The organism is Bacillus sp. DE0042 (assembly GCF_007680225.1).
GTDB classification, from domain to species: Bacteria; Bacillota; Bacilli; order Bacillales; family Bacillaceae_G; genus Bacillus_A; species Bacillus_A wiedmannii.
The window spans coordinates 615028-635536 of sequence record NZ_VEJP01000002.1; the positions used below are offsets into that span (position 1 = coordinate 615028).

The window sequence follows — 20509 nt, forward strand, 5'->3', positions numbered from 1 at the left end:
TCCGAAGTGAATGAATTCATCTATTCCCTATCATTATTTTAATATGAAAAAATTGTAATTTCTATAAAAAAGTAGTGCGCTTCGTATTACGTTCTTTCTCCTATCTACATTTGGATATCCAATTCATAATGATTTTAACAACACTGCTTTCTACAGAAAATATATACCTACTGGAAAGATACTAATTTAAAACAATAAGTAAACTTTTCAAACCCCTTAAATTGGATATACAGCCTGTTTTAATTTACATATTATGGTACAATCAAAAAGTGTGCTAGCTAAACATTTACGTTCCACACTAGCAGTCTAGCAATACCAAAATCAAAAATCACTTGAAATTGGGGGATGTTATGAAACAGAAATTAGCTGTTCTTCTATTCATCGGAATCATATTATCCGGATGTTCAACTATAGTAGAAAATTCTTTAGAAACTGGAAAAGGCAGTATTGAATTATTAACACCAACGATTACAACAAAAGATAACGAATTAGAAATTAAGACTGAAGGTATTGATGAAAATAAAGTGACGTTTATTTATGTTGCCAATAAAAAAGTATTGGAACAAAAAATTAATAATGGCGAATCCTACAAAGTTAACATTAAAGATATCGAGCACGCTCATAAGACAGATTACAAACCAAAAGTTCAACTTTTGCAAACGAAAGATGATACTCAAGATGGAGACATGGTAACCTTTAAACAAGTTAGATATACAGTTAAAAAAAATTAATTTTATAGGTATTTCATTATAAATGTAACGAACGAAAATTTACTTTTAACAGAGGGTAAATGTAAGGGGGGCTAGCATGAAAAGAAGATGGATTTATTGGTGGATTGGTAACATATTTTGGATTATAACTTTCGGGATATTGGCAGCTATCATTTGGCTAAGAGAGGTTGATGGGACCGGTGTTACTCAAACACCGGAGCTGAAATTAATAGCCTTTATCGTTTTATTAATTGCGTTTATATTACCAATCATTATTCAAGTTGTATGGTTACTTGTTAATCTGAGAAAGAGTAGAAAAAAATAACGCAGAAAAAAGAGATGAATCTTTTTCAAACTAGATTCCTCTCTTTTTATTTTGGGATTATGCCGTGCTTTTAAAGCTGCACTACTCCCTTTTCTTTACGATACATGTTCATCTTTCTTCTTCATTAACGCTCTTTTCTTCATCGCCTTCGTTAAATATCCGCCTTTAAATGAACGGATTTCATAAGAAGACATAAACGCTTTCGGTGCAATTTCATTAATAATTTCTAACAGTTCTTTTTCTCTAGAACGCTTTGCAACGATATCTAAACGATAACGTATAGAATTAATACCTTCGCCTTCAAATACTGTAACGCCAAATCCTGAGTGACGTAATTCATCTACTAATTCATTACAACGGTCTAGTAAACTAACTTGATACGTAATATAACCAATTGCTAATTTGTTCTCTATATAACCGCCTAATAATAGTCCCGTACTAAAGCCAATGACATAGGCAATAATGTTCATCCAATTTGATAAATCTTGAAACACAATACCTAAACTGACAATGTAAATAGCTCCTTCTAACAATCCAACACCAGCAGCGGATCTTGTTTGATTCTTTACAAGCAAAATCGTACGGATTGTTAAAATTGGAACGTAAATAATTTGAAGCACAAAAATAAGTAACGCTTGTAACATTGGTATCCACCTCTTTCAAAAAGTCTTTTGTCATAATAACATACATAACCTTTAGAAATCGATGGGTTTTTAAATTTTTTTACATTATTTTTCATACTATTGAAAAACGTAAAAAAGAAGCGTATTATATTTGTCGTAAATTTGATTCCTTTCATTAGCTCGCTTAAACACAAAAAAGGAACCCCATTAGGCCCCTTTCATCATAGCTCTATGTTTTTCGAAGCATGTTCCCTTTGCTTCTCTTCCTCTTTCACTAACTGCATATTTGCATAAGCTAAATTTGCAATCATTAAAAAGTGACCACCTAAAATGCCTGTACCAAATGCCCACATTTCCATTTCATGCTCAATTTCATACATGATGATTGCTCCTAAAATGGCAGCTGCAAATCGGTTTAGAACTCCTAATCCAGGAGCCTTTTCCTTCATTACGATACTTTTCCCAAGTTTCTCCACTCTGCGAGCTAATAACCAAAGACAATAGGCACTTACAGCTAATCCGATACCAAACCCTGTTACTTGTTTTCCAAACGGAGTAATCGTCCACATAAGTAGTAAACCACTAAAGATCGCATACAATTGTAATCGATATACACGTAAGGCTGCTTGAATCAAAATATCCGCTCCTAATTTCGCATTTTTTATACGTTAGAAGAAAAGCAGCAACTTACACAGTTGCTGCTTTCTCTTCTTCTTGCTCTTGTTCCATTTTACGAATTTCAACACGTTTAATTTGGTAAGCGTCTTTTTCTAACACTTTAAATTCATAACCTTCCGCCTCAACATGTTGTCCTTCTTCAATTTCATGATTTTGCATCATAATCCAGCCACCGATTGTATCCACATCGTCTTCTTCAATGTGTAATCCAAACAAATCTTTTACTTCTGAAATAAGCACTTTTCCATCAACGATTTTATGGTGCTCATTCACATGCTGAATTGGTGGTGCTTCATCTTCATCATATTCGTCACGAATTTCGCCGACGATTTCCTCCAAGATATCTTCAAGCGTTACAATTCCTGCTGTTCCTCCGTACTCATCATATAAAACAGCCATCGGAATTCGCTTCTTCTGCATTTGAAGTAATAAATCGTGAATTGGAGTTGTTTCCATCACTTCAATAATCGGACGCATATACGTGCGAATGGATGATAAATCTTTTTGATCTTCGGTCATATATCGAATAAAGAAATCTTTTACGTTGACCATACCGATAATATCATCTTTATCTTCTCCAAAAATCGGATAACGTGTGTATCGCTCATTTTGGATTACTTTCATGTGTTCTTCTACTGAATCTTCCAGGTAGAAACCAATGATTTCTGTTCGCGGTACCATAATCTCTTTTGCAATACGATTATCAAATTCAAAAATGTTATTTACATACTTGTATTCAGCCTGATTAATTTCGCCACTTTCATAGCTATCTGAAAGGATAAGGCGTAATTCTTCCTCTGTATGAGCTACTTCATGTTCTGAAGCTGGTTTTAAACCGAATAAGCCAGTTACAACACGAGCTGAACCGTTTAATACCCAAATAAATGGATACATGACTTTATAGAACATCATTAACGGACCTGCCAATAACAATGTTACTTGTTCAGCCTTTTGAATTGCCATCGTTTTCGGAGCTAATTCCCCTACTACAACGTGTAAATACGTCATTAGCATAAAGGCAAGACCAAATGTTAATACTGATGAGATAGAAGGATTTATGTTCCATTTCTCAAATAACGGGTGTAATAACTTTTCAATTGTCGGTTCACCTAACCAACCTAATCCCATAGCTGTAACTGTAATACCTAATTGACAAGCAGATAAATATTCATCTAAATTTGTTGTTACCTTTTTCGCTGCTAAAGCACCGCGTTTCCCTTCCGCAACAAGCTGATCAATACGACTTGAACGTACCTTTACAATCGCAAACTCTGCTGCTACGAAAAATCCAGTAAATGCGATTAAAATCGCAACCATGACTAAATTAAATATTTCCAATGAATCCCCTTAGTTTAAAAAACTAAGGTGTCCACCTCCTGTATACTATAATGTTTTCTTATTTGTTCACTAGAAAACATAGCCCGATACAAAAATTAAAGAGGTCGGATTTCACTTTTTTCTATAATAATAGAGCAAGTGTCTGTATTAAAGCTGTCGTTTGACCAGATAAAGATTTCGATATTTTTTCACGTTGTGAATCAGTCAATCCATCTAAAAGCGGCTTTAACTCCGTTAACTCTGCTTCTAACCGATGAATATGGTCTGTCACTTCATTCACTTGTTTCGAAACGTGTTCATTGATACCGAGCAGCTTCTTCTTCTCCTCGATTTTCTCTTTAATCTCACAAAGCGGCATATGCATTTCTTTGCACTTCTCAATAAATTGTAATGTCTCAAATGCTGTTTCATCGTAATAGCGATAATTAGATTGAGATCGCTCCGCTTTTAAGATACCTAGATTCGTATAATAATCAATCGTGCGTTTCGACACGTGAGCCATGAGAGCCAACTGTCCGATTCGATACACCTTCCCAACGATCTTCCCCCCTTGTTTATATTACTAACATCATACAATACATAAACTGTACAGTCAAACGTGACGGTTTATTATTCATAATTTATACACAATTCCACATACCATCTAAGTATGTAGTATATTCACACTCTATAACTCTATCCATATAGTTAGATTACTGTTTTTTCGATATGCCGATACCAAAATGTAAAAATGGAATCACACATTCCTGTCAACCTTCCTTAATTTAAAACATATGATAATAATATTGAAATAAAATCATTATTTATGCAACTGGAGGAGATTAAAATCACTAGGACAATTATCTCTCATTTTTATAACGAGGAGTATTTATTACCATGGTGGCTTATGCATCATACAAAAATATTTGATCACGGCATATTAATTAATAGAGGTTCTACAGATCGTTCGGTTGAAATTTGTAAATTATTTGCTCCCAACTGGGAAGTACGAAATTCAAGATTCCTTGATTTCGATCCCACTAATACTGATATTGAGGTGATGGAAATTGAAAGAGAAGTTTCAGGTTGGAAAATGGTATTAAATACTACGGAATTTCTTTGTTGTAACAATGTAGCAGAATTTTTCTCATCACTTCATATGTTAGGCCAAAATATGTACGCAATTAGAATGATTGTCATGATTGATAAGCATAATTACAATTATTCAAAACTAAGATATTCTATTCCGTTAGTAGAGCAACGATACCATGGTCTTTTTCCTTATAAACCAGAAATCGGATGTGCTTGGCGATTTATACACAATCATCTTGACGGCGCATATTTACCTGGTAGACATTTTACTCGGCATCAACATACAGTTTATAACTCCCCTTCATTTATTGTTAAATTTTATTTTAGCCCTTGGAACGAACATGCAAAGATAAGAAAATTACAAATTACACCTACTCTTTCAAAAACGGGTGTTCAAATGGGCCTTCAAACTCATTATGGTCAGTCCTCTGAGGAACTCGAAACTCGATTTTTAGAGCTTAGTAACATAACACAAGACCTACGTAATCACCCTGAGTATCAACAATTATTCCCTAAATTCAAACCTTAATATTTCTCACCCTATCATGTTCCACACATTTTTACACACTTAGCTAAAAACCATACCATTTGTATTTCATATGAATACTGTATATATTATAAATTTTTATTTTAGGAGGAAAAAATGAAAGCTGTTATTCTTGCAGGTGGATATGGAACGAGGATTGGGGAAGAAACTCATTTAAAACCAAAACCTATGATTGAAATTGGAACAAAGCCTATTTTATGGCACATTATGAGTTTGTATAGTTATTACGGGATTACTGAGTTTATTATTTGCTTAGGCTATAAAGGATATGCAATTAAAGAATTCTTTTTAAATTACAACTTACACATGTCCGATTTCACGATACATTTAAGTGACAATACAATTACGAACCACTCTCATCGTATAGAACCATGGAAAGTTACATTAATCGATACTGGTCTAAATACCGAAACAGGTGGACGAGTTAAAAAAATACAACATTACGTCGGGGATGAGCCTTTCTGCCTCACTTATGGCGATGGATTAAGTAATGTAAATATAAAAGAACTCATTGCTTTTCATAAAAAACACGGCAAAACGGCTACTGTTACAGCCGTACAACCTCCTGGTAGATTCGGTTCTCTCGTCTTAGATAAACAATCTGTAACATCCTTTCAAGAGAAGCCACTAGGTGATGGCGGATGGGTTAACGGTGGATTTTTCGTTTTAAATCCTGATGTTTTCAACTACATTAGTGGAGATAAATCTGTTTTTGAAACAGACACTTTAGTTCAGTTAGTAAACAAAAACGAATTGGCTGCATATCAACATACTGGTTTTTGGCATCCAATGGATACATTGCGCGATAAAAATAAATTAGTCGAGCTATGGGAAAGTAATAATGCTCCGTGGAAGGTTTGGTAATATGGCTTCATCATCTTTTTGGAATAAGAAAAAAGTATTCATTACGGGACATACTGGCTTTAAAGGCTCATGGCTCACCCTTTTTTTAAGTTCTTTAGGCGCAGAAGTAGTTGGCTATTCTTCTCATCCCCCATCCATCCCTAACCTTTTTGAACAAGGTAACGTAGCAAAAGAATGCACATCAATTAAAGGCGACATTACAGATTACGATTCTTTATTCCATACCCTGAAACAACATACCCCGGACATACTATTTCATTTAGCAGCCCAGCCAATCGTCACCACTTCATACAAAAATCCTATCGAAACATTTAAAACGAATGTTTTAGGTACCGTTCACGTATTAGAAGCCGCAAAACATATAGAAAGTATACGTAGTATCATTAATGTTACAAGTGATAAATGCTATGAAAATGACGGGAGCGGTAACCGAGCATTCGTGGAAACTGACCGGCTAGGAGGTTTCGATCCTTATAGTGCTAGTAAAGCTTGCGCTGAACTAGTTGCAACGTCCTATCAAAAATCATTCTTTCGCACTAACACTCTGCATCTTGCCTCAGTAAGAGCAGGTAACGTCATCGGCGGCGGTGATTGGGCAGAAGACCGATTATTCCCAGATGTCATTCGTGCATATTTACAAGATGATACATTAAATATTAGAAACAAGCACGCGATTCGCCCGTGGCAACACGTATTAGATCCTTTACATGGCTATATCCTTTTAGCTGAGAAGCTTTGGAAGGATGCCGAATATGCAGCAGCGTGGAATTTCGGCCCGATAAATGAACCTAACAGAACAGTTCATGATATCATTCACTCTATAATGAAATTATGGAATCAACCACTAACAATCCATTTCCCCCATACAAATACTCCTTATGAATCGCCCATTTTAACACTAGATAGTACAAAAGCAGTAAATAAACTCGGTTGGACTCCTAAGTTATCAACAGATCATTCTATCGCTTGGACTGTTGATTGGTACAAAAAATATGCATCTGGTGAAAATATGGAATCTTTCACGCGCCAACAAATCGGTGCATTCAAAAATTTATAAGGGGGCTATAAAATGGAACAGAAAAAATGCCGTTTTTGCCACTCATTACTCACAAATACTTTTTTAGATTTAGGTGTTTCCCCTCTCGCTAACTCATTTGTAGCTCCTGAACACTCATATAAAATGGAACCATTTTATCCGCTCCACACATTTGTTTGTCACTCTTGTTTACTTGTACAATTAGATGAATTTGAATCTCCGCACAACATTTTTCATGACTATTTATACTTCAGCTCTTACTCCTCCAGTTGGCTACTACACGCTAAACAATATGTAGAAATGGCGGTTAAGCGTTTCAACTTAACAAATCATTCGAAAGTAATTGAAATCGCGAGTAACGACGGGTACTTATTACAATACTTTCAAAAAGAACATATCGAAACGTTAGGAATTGAACCAGCAAAAAATGTAGCAGAAATCGCTATTCAAAAAGGAATTCCTACTGAAGTGAATTTTTTCAGCAATGACTTAGCAAAAAAATTACCACAAGCTGATTTAATCGTCGCAAATAACGTATTAGCACACGTTCCAAACTTACATGATTTTGTCGCCGGTTTAAAAACGTTATTAAAACAAGATGGCACGATAACAATTGAATTCCCGCACTTATTAAATCTAATTTCCCTTAAACAGTTTGATACAATCTACCATGAGCATTTCTCCTATTTCTCACTTATAAGTCTTCAAAAAGTTTTAGCTCACCATCATTTACAAATTGTCGATGTAGAAGAACTTTCAACGCACGGTGGTTCATTGCGTATTTTTATAAACCATCATAATGACTCATCCACTATCCATTCCAATGTTACAAACTTAATCCAAAAAGAAGTAGATCACGGGCTAGATACATTAGATTGCTATCTCCTTTTCTCTAAACACATCGAACAATTGAAAATAAATATTTTAAAGTTTTTTATCGAAGCGAAAGCTTTAAACAAACAAATTATCGGTTACGGTGCTCCAGCTAAAGGAAACACCCTTTTAAACTATTGCGGGATAGGAAAAGAATTTCTAGCTTATACAGTAGATAAAAATCCTCACAAACAAAATCTCCTTCTACCAGGAACTCGCATTCCAATAAAATCTCCAGAAGAAATTAAACGTACAAAACCCGATTACATTCTCATACTTCCTTGGAATTTAAAAGATGAAATTATGAAAGAATGCTCTTTCATTCGTGAATGGGGCGGCAAATTTTTAGTAACGATTCCAGAAGTTGAGGTGATTGAGCCATGAAAAAAATCCTTGTAACAGGCGGTAGTGGATGGATTGGTAAATATGTTGTAAATTCTCTTATACAAAAGGGCTATGAAGTGCACGCCACCTACAATACAAATAAACCTTCTCACCTTTCTTGCCATTGGCATAAAGTAAACTTACTTTGCGATGAAGAAGTAAAAAAACTCATTTACGACATGAAGCCTAGTCATCTCATTCATTTAGCTTGGGAAGCAGTGCCGCCAGCGTGTTATGTATCTATTAATAATTACTATTGGCTTACATCCAGTATCTCGTTGATTCAACACTTCACAACTTGCGGTGGAAAGCGAGTCGTTGTTGCCGGTACTGGCGCAGAATATGAATGGTTTAACGGCGTACTATTTGAAGATTCACCGCTTCTTTCCTATAAAACACCGTATTCATTATGTAAAAACGCGCTACACTCCTGGCTACAAACGTATGCTGAGCAAACCGCCCTCAGCATGTGTTGGGGCCGCATTTTTCATATGTATGGCCCTCACGAACAAGGGAACCGGCTCGTTTCTAACATTATCAATTCCTTATTAAAAAATGAGGAAGCACTATGTACACACGGAAAACAATCAAGAGATTTTCTCCATGTGAGCGACGTCGCTCATGCTCTCGTAACAGTATTAGAACATGGCGTTACAGGAACAATCAATATCGCTTCTGGTCAATCTGTACAAATTAAAGAATTAGCTTCTATCATTGCTAAAAAAATAGGAAAAGAACATTTCATTAAACTAGGTGCGATTCCTTTCTCTAAAGATGAACCTTTATTTGTCGGCGTTAATGTAGAGCGTTTAAAAACTGAAGTAAACTGGAAACCAACATACGATCTAAATACTGGAATCGAAGAAACAATTTTATGGTGGGAATCATTTATAAAAAAGCATAACGATACGCATTACTAAAACGTAAATCCTTCGTCCCACTTGCTAAATCCTTATACCATTCTTCTAATTTTTCAGGTGTAATAATATGATGCGTGCCCATTCCCCCTTGCTTACTAGCTTCAGAAAGAGTAGGACCAATTTGTAATTTCCTCTTTCTCATCGCATCGTTCCAAGGGCTGAAACCAAACCATGCAATACACGCAAGTGGCGGATAAATCATAGATTCATGTGCAGATAAATGTCTTCCAACCGTATAACTTCCATGTTCATGATTATGAATAAATCTACCTCTTCTCCATAACGGCCAATCTTCTGGTAAATAACCGTGAAATCGCTGTTTCATTAAAGGTATTCCAAAGTTAAGGTCTGGATAATTATAGTTAAGATCATCGACCATAATAAGCCCTTCCAGCCAATACATCCTCCCTCCCAATTCATTTAGTGATTTCCAAAACTGATTTTTATCTTGCACACAAAGGAACTCAGTCGTATTTAAAATCATTTTCCATCCCTTTACTTCTTGTTCTACCATCATCACTTCATTATCTGTCGCTAGTGCATCAAATTCTGGATTTAAAGAATCTCGCACTTCCCAATGCGGCGCGAATTTTTTACAAATTTTCACTGAACGATCAGTAGAACCTTTATTAATTAAAATGCCATGATCAAACAGTTTCGTATGATGCATAAGCCACCACGGCAATAAATATTCTTCATTATAAAAATGAGAAATAACGGTTGTAGTTATAACAATCTCCTCCTCTTTCTCTATTAATCTACTTTTTCATCCTACTCTTACTATACTTATCATTAATGTAATTGGTTTCTTTTATTTCAAAAATATGTTTTTCTACCATATACTATGCTTTCTTAAACAATTTCCATTTTCTAAAGAAACATCCCAATAAACTGAAAATTAAGTTATAATATCATTATAAAATATGAAGGAGGAATGCATTCATGTACTACAACACTTCATTCGAAAACGATCAACCTGTAGGCCGTCTATAAACTAAGGCGGGCATTCATATAACACATAACACTATGCCTCGTCTTAGGGAACTCATAATACCCTAAAAATAGACGGAGGTACTTTACATGAAACAAACAATTTTAGGAGCTATATGTTTATCACTAGCAGCAAGTATATGGGGCGGTATGTATGTTGTTAGTAAATACGTACTCGATTTTATCCCACCACTGACACTCGTTTGGCTACGCTTTATCATTGCTTTTGTTGTTTTATATGCAATTTTGAAAATAGCTAAAAAAAAGCAAAAGAAAAAAGTAACCATTCACAAAAAAGATTGGCTACTCTTCGCCTGGATTGGATTTATCGGCTATTTCATTTCGATTACATGTCAATTTATCGGAACAAAATTATCCGACGCTCATACAGGCTCGTTAGTAACGTCAGCTACACCTGCATTTATGGTTATATTTGCAGCAATCATTTTAAAAGAAAAGCTAACCGCTCGCAGATTGCTATCTACTATAATAGCGACAATCGGTGTCATTATCGTCATTGGATGGGATATTGAAATTGGCTCCTATTTTATCGGTACAATCATATTAGTCGGGGCCGCTATTACGTGGGCTTTACTATCCATTTATGTGAAGATTGCTTCAGCTCGATTTTCATCTTTAGTTATTACAACGTACGCCATATTCTTTTCACTCTTTTTCATTACACCTTTTATGATATGGGAACTACAATCAACCTCTATCGAAACAGTAAATACGTACGTAATATTAGGCGTAATTTACTTAGGTGTCGTCTCAACGGCAGGTGCCTTTTTCCTTTGGAATAAAGGATTAGAATTAATGGACGCAAGCATCGGATCGTTATTTTTCTTCTTCCAACCTATCGTCGGATCGTTGCTTGGTTGGCTCTTATTAAATGAGACATTAAATAGTAACTTTTTTATTGGTGGTATTCTTATTATATGTAGTGTTTTCATTACTACTTTTGAAAAGAAATGAAAAAACAGGCAGAGATTCTTAATCTCTGCCTGTTCCATACTCTTTACGCACTCCAATGCGATGGACGGGACAACATTTTCGGCAATTTCGTATGTTTGTCCCCTTTCGCTGCATTAATTTGAACTTGCGTCAGAAAAATACTATTTGTAAAATCAGCCCCACGAATATCTGCATCTCGTAAATCTGCTCCGATAAGATCTGCTCCTCTTAAGTTTGCTCCATTTAAGTTTGCCGCAATTAAATAAGCTCCTCTTAAATTCGCTCCTTGCAAATCTTTCTTCTTCAAATTTGCTCCCATAAGATCTGCTCCGCGGTGACTCATTCGTTTCTTATGCGCGGCATTCATTTCCTTCCAAACTAGCTCACTCGTTTCTAAAAGTAATACATTTACTTCTGCACGGTGTAACGGAATATTTACTTTCATTAACTCGTCCGCATTTAAATTTGAAAGGCGCTCCGTCTCTTCAATTGCTTTACTTAGTTCTTTATGAATCGGTTGTGTGGCCGTCAAAAGAATAGCCTCATTCAAATACCACAGTATTTCATGAAGCTGATGCATAATCGGAAAAGCGTCATACATTTTTCTCGCATGCTTTGCATCTTTCCGCCAATCAATCCCGTTAAATGTCACTTGAGAAATCTTCTGTCCAGCACCGAAACACTCAAATACTGTACAACCTTTATAACCTTTTCCTCTAAGATTTTTATGTATGCTACATTTAAAATCTGATTGTAAGTTAGAACATGGCTTCCCGCCATCTTTATTCACCGCAAAATCTACCGATGCTGCGAACGGTAACGCTACACAACATAGACCGAAGCATTTTTCACAGTTTGCTTTTAAATGATCGTTATGATTAGTCAAAATATATACCCCCTGTTGTCTTTTGACTATTTCATAATATTCCAACTGCACTAAATAATCAATTTTAAAATAAAATAGACTCTTTCATTTCAAATCATAACTTTATCATTTGATTTCCTTTCAATTGAAAAAGACAGTTTCTATCTAATGAATTATAATTAAATTATAAATATTCAAACTAAAAGGAGACTTACTATGGCACTCGAAATGAAAACAAACTGTCAAATTTGCGACCAATCTCTCGAATCAAATTCCGAAGCATACATTTGCGTCTATGAATGTACATTTTGTGCACCATGTACAGAAGAAAGACAAAATGTTTGCCCAAACTGTGGCGGCGAATTAGTACGTAGACCGAAGAAGAAATAGAAAAAAGCAAAGCGATATCGCTTTGCTTTTTTCTTGTTTTTGGGATATATAGAAATTCTACCAATCACAAATTAAACGTTTAAAAACTTCACACAAACAGGCTCTGGTACAACAACATCAGATTGTAGCAGTGTTAACTTCCCTGTCGTTTCATTTCTTGAAAATAGCACAAGGTTATGTGACTTTTCATTTGTCGCAATAAGAAACTTTTCAGTCGGATCTAATACAAAGTCCCTCGGCCAATTTCCTTCTGTAGATGTATGTGCAACAAATGTAAGCTGACCTGAATTTTGATCCACACTGAAAACAGCGATACTATTATGACCGCGATTACCTGCATATACAAAGTGGCCGTCAGAAGAAATATGAATCGCACTTCCTTGACTATTGTCATCAAATTCTTTTGGAACGGTAGAAATATACTGCAACTCTGTAAAGGACCCTTCTTCCGGATTATATGATAATGCAATAACTTCCGAGCTAAGTTCAGTCATGGCATAAGCATGTTTTCCGTTCGGGTGGAAAGCAATATGTCTCGGACCACTTCCTGGGTTTACAGACAAACTATTTACTTCTTTTAACTTACTATCTTTTATTTCATACGTAATGATTTTATCAATCCCTAAATCAACACCCACTACATATTTTTCATCAGGAGTGTATCCCGCATAATGTGCATGTGGTTTTTCTTGCCTTTCTTTGTTCGGACCTGAACCTTCATGTGCCATAATAGATGTGGCAGCATTTACAGTTCCATCTTCTTCATTAACTACAAAAGACTCAATCGTTCCTTTATGATAATTTGCTGTAACTACCGTATGGTTTCCACTATCAACACTAATATGACAAGGAGAAGCCCCTTCTACTACTTGTCTGTTTTCTTCCTTTAGCTCTCCAGTATGACTATGAATCGAATAAGCAGCTACACCACCAGATTCGCCTTCCTTAACAACAGAATAGAGATATTGATTATTTTTGCTAATCGTTACATATGTAGGGTTATCCAGCTTGGCCGCAAGTGTTACATTACTAATTTTTTTTGCTTCCGTGTCTAAAGTAAACTTATATATTCCTTCACTATTTTCTTTCGTGTACGTTCCAACATATCCAATAAACTCTTTGTTATCCTTCATTTTCATAACCCTCTCCCTATAGTTTTTGTCCCTCATATTTTTTACAGAACAACCTTAAACTATTTTTTGAAAGAACATCTAAAAAAACTTGAGTACCTCTTTATAAGTTACCATATTTCCCTGCCAAATAGCCTCTAAACCCACTTTTTCTGAAAAGCCGCTATACTCTCATATTCTTCTTCCAGATGACGGGCCAGACGAATATAGATCGGTATTAATTCTTTATATTTCTCCACACTTTCCATGTTTGGCTCATGATAAAAATTGGCACCTACCATATGAGAAACTACATGTAATGTATCTATTTCACCTAAGCTATATAACCCGAGGATTGCCGCTCCTAAGCAAGAGCTTTCGAAACTTTCAGGAACATATACGTCTTGATGAAAAATATCCGCCATCATCTGTCTCCAAAGTTCCGATCTTGCAAAGCCACCTGTCGCTTGAATTTTTTTCGGTTCACCAATTAGCTCTTTTAAAGCAAGAAGAACTGTATACAAGTTATAAATGATTCCCTCTAAAACAGCACGGATAAGATGCTCTTTCTTATGATGTAGCCCAAGCCCAAAGAAAGATCCACGCGCATTCGCATTCCATAAAGGAGCTCTTTCTCCTGCTAAATACGGATGAAATAATAAACCATCCGATCCAGGATTCACTTTCGCTGCTATTTCAGTAAGCAATTCATAAGGATCTTTTCCTAAGCGCTTCCCATGTTCAACTTCTAACGCACATAATTGGTCACGAACCCACCTAAAAATCATACCACCGTTATTAACCGGTCCACCAATTACCCAAAGGTCCTCAGTTAACGCATAACAAAAAGTCCTACCTTTCGGATCCGTTACAGGCTGATTTGTTACAACTCGCACCGCACCGCTCGTACCAATTGTAATAGCAACTACTCCAGGCTCTATTGCATTTACACCTAAATTCGATAGTACCCCATCACTCGCACCGACTATAAAAGGAGTAGTAACAAGTACATTCATCTCTCTTGCAAATTCTTCATCTAATCCTATTAAGCTGTGCGTCGTTGGAACGAGTTTAGAAAGCTTTCCCTCCGAAATTCCTGCAACACGAAGAGCTTCTTCATCCCATTTTAAAGATTTCAAATTGAACATCCCTGTTGCTGATGCTATAGAATAATCAATTACATATTCATTAAATAACTTATAGAAAACATACTCTTTAATTGAGATGAATTTATAGCTTTTTGCAAATAACTCAGCATGTTCATTTTTAAGCCAAACTAATTTTGAAAGTGGTGACATAGGATGGATTGGTGTTCCAGTACGAAGGTAAATTTCATGACCATTCATATCATTTTTTATTTTTTCTGCCCAGCTTGCACTTCTATTATCTGCCCAAGTAATACATCTCGTTAACGGCTTCCCTGCTTCGTCTACAGCAATGACACTATGCATTGCCGAACTAAAAGAAACACAAAGAATATCAACTAGCTGCACATTACTCGATTGTATAGTTTCTTTAATCGTATGTATGACCGCTTGAAAAATCTCTTCTGGATCTTGTTCTGCTGTTTCTGGTGCGGGAGAATATAAAGGGTATTCAATTCCATGACTTGTAATAACTGATCCATCCACCGAAAACAAAACTGATTTTGTACTAGTTGTCCCAATATCTACACCAATCATATATTTCGAGCTCACTATGTAACCCCTTTCAAATTATTCCTATAACAAAAGAGCACCATGATGTATACAAAAAGACGCTCCCTTATGAGAGCTACGTTTTCATAAACTTCACTCTCCATAAGGGGATCCTTTTTATAACCATTGTGCTGTTTTGAAAATGCATGGTGTCTTTTTATATCGCTGCTTTCACGTAATAAGGTACCAAACTCAGGATTTATTTTACAGGATGAAGTTACATAGAGATTGGTCCTCTCGTGAAAAGCAATTTGTGAAAACTTTACTTCCTTATAACTTAGGCGCTTTCGCCCAATCCGCAGCAAACTTTTCAATACCTTGATCTGTTAGCGGATGCATAGCAAGTTGTTCAATGACTTTATAAGGAATTGTTGCAATGTGAGCACCTGCCATCGCTACACGAGTTACATGATCTGGGTGTCTGACAGAAGCCGCAATAATTTGTGTATCTAATTGGTGAACATCGAATAATTCAGCAATTTTAGCAACTAATAGTACGCCATCTTCAGAAATATCATCTAAGCGACCTAAAAATGGAGAAACGTACGTTGCACCTGCTCGAGCAGCTAAAAGAGCTTGGTTCACAGTGAAAATAAGTGTAACGTTTGTTTTCACACCTTTTTCAGTAAGGTAGCGGCAAGCTTCTAATCCTGCTAGCGTCATCGGAAGTTTTATCGTGATGTTTTTATCACCACCGTTAATTTTAATCAGTTCTTCTGCTTGAGAGATCATTTCTTCAGCTTCTACAACATCTGGAGTTACTTCTGCCGAAACAGATTCAACGTTAGGTACTGCCTGACAAATTTCTGCAATACGGTCTTCAAACTTAATGCCTTCTTTCGCTACTAAAGACGGATTTGTTGTCACGCCAGCTAAAACACCTAGTTTATATGCTTTTTTTATGTCCTCAAGATTTGCAGTATCAATAAAAAACTTCATGATTTATTCCCTCCATTTTTTAAACGTTAACGAGTTATACTTTTAAAATGTTTATTTCTTTTCTACTGCATGTCCGCCAAATTCATTGCGCAGTGCTGCTACAACTTTCCCTGTAAATGTATCATTATCTAATGAGCGGTAGCGCATTAATAGAGACATTGCGATAACAGGAGTTGCTGTTTGAAGGTCTAATGCTGTTTCTACTGTCCATTTCCCTTCACCAGAAGAATGCATAACGCCCTTAATTTCATCCAGTTTTGCATCTTTAGAAAATGCATTTTCAGTCAATTCCATTAACCATGAACGAATGACTGAACCGTTGTTCCATACTCTTGATACTTTTTCATAATCGTAATCAAATTCACTCTTCTCTAAAACCTCAAATCCTTCACCAATAGCAGCCATCATTCCGTATTCAATTCCGTTATGAATCATTTTTAAGAAGTGACCGCTACCAGCTTTCCCTGCATATAAGAATCCATTTTCTACAGCTGTATCACGGAAGATAGGTTCAACGATGTCCCAAGCTTCTTGATCTCCTCCGATCATGTAACAAGCACCATTACGAGCACCTTCCATTCCGCCAGAAGTTCCTGCATCCATAAAGTGAATACCATCTTTCTTTAATTGCTCATATCGGCGAATAGACTCTTTATAATGTGAATTACCAGCTTCAATTAAAATATCTCCTTTTGATAACAGCGGTGTAACCTCATTAATAACAGAATCAACAACAGCGTGCGGAACCATCACCCATAGAATTCTTGGTGATTCCAATGATTGAACGAGTTCGCTTAAACTAGATACACCTGTAGCACCGTACTCTTTCATTTCTTCCACCGCACTCGTATTTAAATCAAATGCCGCTACTTCATGTTTATGATCAATTAAATTCTTCCCTAAATTTAATCCCATTTTACCTAAACCAATTAATCCTACTCTCATAATATAATTCCTCCTTGAATTACCTTTCATCATAAATACACATTAATAAAATGATGAATATCTTTTTGTCATATTTCTTTACTTATAAGGATGTACTTATTTTTTCAATCCTTCATCTAACCACCATTTAAATTCACTTTCTTGTAATAGAGCATGAGCAGCATCCGGACCATACGAGCCAGACTCATATTCATGAAGAGGTAACAAGTTTTCTTCGAATGCTTCAAGGATTGGCTGCACCCATTCCCATGACAATTCAACTTCTCTCCAGTGAGCAAAGAATGTAGAATCTCCACATACAGCATCATAGATAAGCCTTTCGTAAGCTTCAGGTATTCCCACACCTGTTTGCTCACAAGTAAAATGAATACGGATCGGTTCAAGCTCTCCATTGTTCAATGGATTTTTACTATTTAATTGGAGTGAAACATTTTCATTTGGGCTAATTTCAATGATTAACAAATTAGGCGCTGCATTTGGATTACTATCTTGATACTGCTGTTTTAACGTATTTTTAAACTCAATTACAATACGAGTAGACTTTTCTTTCATTCTTTTTCCTGTTCGTATGTAAAAAGGAACATCAGTCCAAAATGGGTTATCAATCCATAAGCGAGCCGCAACAAATGTATCTGTTTGAGAAGAAGGATTTACTCCTGGCTCCTCTCTATACGCCACAACTTGTTGTCCTTTTATCTCCCCTGAAGCATATTGTCCGCGAATGATATGGTTTTGAACGTCTTCTTTTTTCACTTTACGAAGAGTCTCCATGACCTTTCGTTTTTCCTCACGAATTTCACATGCATTGATCTTTTCCGGCAGATTCATAGCAGTCATCATTAATATTTGCAGCATATGATTTTGAACCATATCGCGAATGGCTCCTGCATGATCATAATATGCTGCCCTTTCTTCTACACCAACCGTTTCACTAGCTGTGATTTGTACATTCGCAATATGTTCTTTATTCCAAATCGATTGGAGAACAGGGTTTGCAAATTCAAGTGCTTCAATATTTTGAACCATCGGCTTACCTAAATAATGATCAATACGGTATATTTCGTCTTCTTCAAACGTTCGACTAAGCCTATCATTCAGCTCTCGGGCAGATGTAAGATCATGACCAAATGGTTTCTCAATCATTAGGCGCTTCCATCCATCCGTTTTATCAAGTCCACTTTCTTTAATATTTAAAGCAATGGTCTCAAAGAAGTCAGGAGTAACTGAAAGGTAGAACATTCTATTCCCTTGTATATTTTGTTCTTCTTCCCTTTCACGAACTACTTGCAATAACCTTTTATAATCTTCTGGCTTATTCACATCTAACGGACAATAACGAAAATACTCTAAAAAATCTTCTATTTTCGGAGTACCTTCATCTTTGCGACGAGAAAAAGTTTCTATTGATTCTTTTACTCTTTTTTGAAAATCTAAATGAGATACTTCACGTCTTCCAAGCCCAATAACGGATATTTGCTTTGGAAGCTTTTGATCTCTATATAAGTTATATAGTGCAGGGTAAATTTTCCTTTTAGCTAAATCCCCTGTTGCTCCAAATAAAACAAAGGTCATTGATTCCAATTTCAGTCCCCCTCGTGATGTATAGTCATTGTCACTATAGTAAAAATGCATTGTACAGAAGCTACTATTATTGTTGATCCAATCTTACTTCTTAAATTCTAATTTTTTATATTTGTCGCTTTCTCATTGTCCCCAATATTAATAGTGGCAATTCAAAGCATTTTCCCCACATCCTACTTACTCAGTTTAACTTATATTAAATAACTTAATTACTTTTAGTAATTTAATTACGTTATATCTACCATATTAACTACATAGATTATAATCGTCAAGAAAAGTGTCTCGAATTAAAGATTTTTATTCCGTAACATCTTATTAGAAATATGTTCATGAACTGAATAATAAAAAGGCAAAACCGAACAAGAATATGTTCGGTTTTGCCTTTTTATTATTGTTTCAAATGATTTTTAACTGCCCTTATAACTAATTCATGATCTTCTTCTGGTGGTAACCCTGAAACTGTTATCATTCCAATAACTCCTACATCTTTTATTTGCACAGGAACGCAACCACCAAACGCAGCATAATCCGACCTATCTAAAAGATATTTTTCATTATATGGAATGCCCGTTATTTCACTTTGTATCTGCATATAATACGAGCTATGATTATGCAAAGAAACAACTCGTTTTTTACGCTCAATCCATTGTGTATTTTCCGCAGTTGTCCCTGTCATCTTGAAATGAAATAGTTGCACACCATTTTTCGCTATATCAACAGCAATCAATTTCCCTTCCTTCCTCGCTGTTTCAACGATAAATAAACCTATTTGCAAAGCATCTTCATTTGTAAAAGACGAAAATTGAAGTGTTTCCTCCTCTATTAAAATTTGTTTACTAATTTCATTCAAATTTGAAGTACTCATATGTTTATCCCCCTTACTCACTTTATGCCACATTGCTATTTTTAAAATTATGCGACCCTACCGTACTGACTTTCCATATAACCTAATAACGTAAAGCGTATTCTTTTCTTCTTGGTGCTATTATGAATTATATTTAACGCCTTAAAAATGTATGTCCTTTCGTACTAAACATTTCGTATAGAAGTTTTCTTCCGGATACTTCTTACAAGCATAAAAAAACCAGTTGATTGAGCAACCGGTTCGCTAAAATTTTCATATAGGATATTCATTCAACCAAACTAATGCTTGTTCATAATCATCGAAAAATTTTATAGATTCTTTTGTATTGGATTGTTGTAAATAATTCAGTATCTCCCCTTCTTCAAGGAGAACAGCAATTGCCTTACTGTGATTCAAAATCGTTTCATTGAAAAACTTATCTTTCCATACTTTTTGAACAGAAAAATGATCTGGCGTGTACCCTTTTCTATCTACCAGCAATTTGTATTTCCGCCCCTCGGAAATGAATTGCTGACAAACTTGTTCGAAGCCATTAAACCATTCATAAACATCATCTGTTTTAATCTTGCCTATAAGACGAGTAACAATTATATCTCCGGAAACCGTTGTGCTTATATTCAGCTTACTCAAATTGGAATCATCTCCCTTAGTTACAATTATGCGGAAATATCCCATAAAATCAATAAGATAAAATTGTTACGCATTGAAGCAATCTTATTTACGAAAAGAGCCTATGTGAAAGATGATCTTGTGTCGCTAATTTAAAAAAGGACAGACTCTCCAAACGGAGAAGTCTGTCCCAAAA

Annotated in this window: 22 protein-coding genes; 9 read left to right on the forward strand and 13 right to left on the reverse strand. The window is 35.6% G+C overall.

Translation table 11 applies throughout. The features are described 5' to 3' along the window. Positions 1-350: 350 nt before the first annotated feature. Both FS802_RS13695 and FS802_RS13700 read left to right on the forward strand, forming a co-directional pair. On the forward strand, positions 351-731 hold the full coding sequence (locus FS802_RS13695; protein WP_064475876.1) for a hypothetical protein: 381 nt from the start codon (positions 351-353) through the stop codon (positions 729-731). A 76-nt stretch (positions 732-807) separates the two neighbouring features. Next, positions 808-1035: a DUF3923 family protein gene (locus FS802_RS13700; protein WP_000830332.1), complete on the forward strand. Its 228-nt coding sequence runs from the start codon at positions 808-810 to the stop codon at positions 1033-1035. 95 nt (positions 1036-1130) lie between these two features. Here the strand turns inward: FS802_RS13700 and FS802_RS13705 are convergent, their stop codons facing one another. The 4 genes from FS802_RS13705 to FS802_RS13720 form a co-directional block, all read right to left on the reverse strand. Next, a complete protein-coding gene (locus FS802_RS13705; RefSeq protein WP_000938437.1) occupies positions 1131-1679 on the reverse strand; it encodes a DUF2179 domain-containing protein in 549 nt (182 codons plus the stop codon). A gap of 200 nt (positions 1680-1879) precedes the next feature. Beyond that, positions 1880-2293 (reverse strand): ATP synthase subunit I, encoded by a 414-nt coding sequence (locus FS802_RS13710; protein ID WP_046957915.1) that lies wholly within the window; start codon positions 2291-2293, stop codon positions 1880-1882. 52 nt (positions 2294-2345) lie between these two features. Beyond that, positions 2346-3674 (reverse strand): hemolysin family protein, encoded by a 1329-nt coding sequence (locus FS802_RS13715; protein ID WP_002096424.1) that lies wholly within the window; start codon positions 3672-3674, stop codon positions 2346-2348. A gap of 121 nt (positions 3675-3795) precedes the next feature. Further along, the gene (locus FS802_RS13720) at positions 3796-4203 is read right to left on the reverse strand and encodes a MerR family transcriptional regulator (protein ID WP_000285637.1); all 408 of its coding nucleotides are present in this window, start codon (positions 4201-4203) and stop codon (positions 3796-3798) included. Positions 4204-4479: 276 nt separating this feature from the next. On the opposite strand from FS802_RS13720, the gene FS802_RS13725 reads away from it, so the two are divergent. The 5 genes from FS802_RS13725 (at position 4480) to FS802_RS13745 (ending at position 9369) form a co-directional block, all read left to right on the forward strand. Further along, a complete protein-coding gene (locus tag FS802_RS13725) occupies positions 4480-5274 on the forward strand; it encodes a glycosyltransferase family 2 protein (RefSeq protein ID WP_002096423.1) in 795 nt (264 codons plus the stop codon). A 114-nt stretch (positions 5275-5388) separates the two neighbouring features. Beyond that, complete coding sequence (gene rfbF, locus FS802_RS13730; protein WP_098653425.1) at positions 5389-6156, forward strand: glucose-1-phosphate cytidylyltransferase; 768 nt, start codon at positions 5389-5391, stop codon at positions 6154-6156. A 1-nt stretch (position 6157) separates the two neighbouring features. Continuing rightward, the gene (gene rfbG, locus FS802_RS13735) at positions 6158-7213 is read left to right on the forward strand and encodes a CDP-glucose 4,6-dehydratase (RefSeq protein ID WP_000168669.1); all 1056 of its coding nucleotides are present in this window, start codon (positions 6158-6160) and stop codon (positions 7211-7213) included. Between the two features lie 12 nt (positions 7214-7225). Further along, complete coding sequence (locus FS802_RS13740; protein WP_000435761.1) at positions 7226-8449, forward strand: class I SAM-dependent methyltransferase; 1224 nt, start codon at positions 7226-7228, stop codon at positions 8447-8449. After that, the gene (locus FS802_RS13745) at positions 8446-9369 is read left to right on the forward strand and encodes an NAD-dependent epimerase/dehydratase family protein (RefSeq protein ID WP_141545933.1); all 924 of its coding nucleotides are present in this window, start codon (positions 8446-8448) and stop codon (positions 9367-9369) included. The genes FS802_RS13740 and FS802_RS13745 overlap by 4 nt, the downstream gene beginning before the upstream one ends. Here FS802_RS13745 and FS802_RS13750 read toward each other — a convergent pair. Beyond that, complete coding sequence (locus FS802_RS13750) at positions 9338-10123, reverse strand: glycosyltransferase family 2 protein (protein WP_098653424.1); 786 nt, start codon at positions 10121-10123, stop codon at positions 9338-9340. The genes FS802_RS13745 and FS802_RS13750 overlap by 32 nt on opposite strands. 326 nt (positions 10124-10449) lie before the next feature. Between FS802_RS13750 and FS802_RS13755 the strand changes: the two genes are divergently transcribed. Further along, entirely contained in the window at positions 10450-11334 is an 885-nt protein-coding gene (locus FS802_RS13755; RefSeq protein WP_000814709.1) for a DMT family transporter, read from the forward strand. A gap of 43 nt (positions 11335-11377) precedes the next feature. Here the strand turns inward: FS802_RS13755 and FS802_RS13760 are convergent, their stop codons facing one another. Further along, positions 11378-12199: a pentapeptide repeat-containing protein gene (locus FS802_RS13760; protein WP_000181439.1), complete on the reverse strand. Its 822-nt coding sequence runs from the start codon at positions 12197-12199 to the stop codon at positions 11378-11380. 195 nt (positions 12200-12394) lie between these two features. Here FS802_RS13760 and FS802_RS13765 point away from each other — a divergent pair, with 195 nt between their 5' ends. Next, positions 12395-12568 (forward strand): DUF1272 domain-containing protein, encoded by a 174-nt coding sequence (locus tag FS802_RS13765; protein ID WP_001162795.1) that lies wholly within the window; start codon positions 12395-12397, stop codon positions 12566-12568. Between the two features lie 71 nt (positions 12569-12639). On the opposite strand, the gene FS802_RS13770 is transcribed toward FS802_RS13765, so the two are convergent. The 7 genes from FS802_RS13770 to FS802_RS13800 form a co-directional block, all read right to left on the reverse strand. Beyond that, positions 12640-13707, reverse strand: a complete 1068-nt coding sequence (locus FS802_RS13770) for a lactonase family protein (RefSeq protein ID WP_098720277.1) — start codon at positions 13705-13707, stop codon at positions 12640-12642. A gap of 128 nt (positions 13708-13835) precedes the next feature. Continuing rightward, positions 13836-15377 carry a gluconokinase gene (gntK, locus tag FS802_RS13775; protein ID WP_033657643.1) on the reverse strand — a complete coding sequence of 514 codons (1542 nt, stop codon included), beginning with the start codon at positions 15375-15377 and terminating at the stop codon, positions 13836-13838. Between the two features lie 267 nt (positions 15378-15644). Continuing rightward, a complete protein-coding gene (gene fsa / locus FS802_RS13780; protein WP_061672754.1) occupies positions 15645-16313 on the reverse strand; it encodes a fructose-6-phosphate aldolase in 669 nt (222 codons plus the stop codon). 51 nt (positions 16314-16364) lie between these two features. After that, entirely contained in the window at positions 16365-17258 is an 894-nt protein-coding gene (gene gnd / locus FS802_RS13785; RefSeq protein WP_001263671.1) for a phosphogluconate dehydrogenase (NAD(+)-dependent, decarboxylating), read from the reverse strand. 96 nt (positions 17259-17354) lie between these two features. Continuing rightward, entirely contained in the window at positions 17355-18839 is a 1485-nt protein-coding gene (gene zwf, locus FS802_RS13790) for a glucose-6-phosphate dehydrogenase (RefSeq protein ID WP_098653423.1), read from the reverse strand. 388 nt (positions 18840-19227) lie between these two features. Further along, positions 19228-19704: a heme-degrading domain-containing protein gene (locus FS802_RS13795; protein ID WP_000107928.1), complete on the reverse strand. Its 477-nt coding sequence runs from the start codon at positions 19702-19704 to the stop codon at positions 19228-19230. 252 nt (positions 19705-19956) lie between these two features. Next, positions 19957-20379 carry an STAS/SEC14 domain-containing protein gene (locus FS802_RS13800; RefSeq protein WP_098653422.1) on the reverse strand — a complete coding sequence of 141 codons (423 nt, stop codon included), beginning with the start codon at positions 20377-20379 and terminating at the stop codon, positions 19957-19959. Positions 20380-20509: the final 130 nt, after the last annotated feature.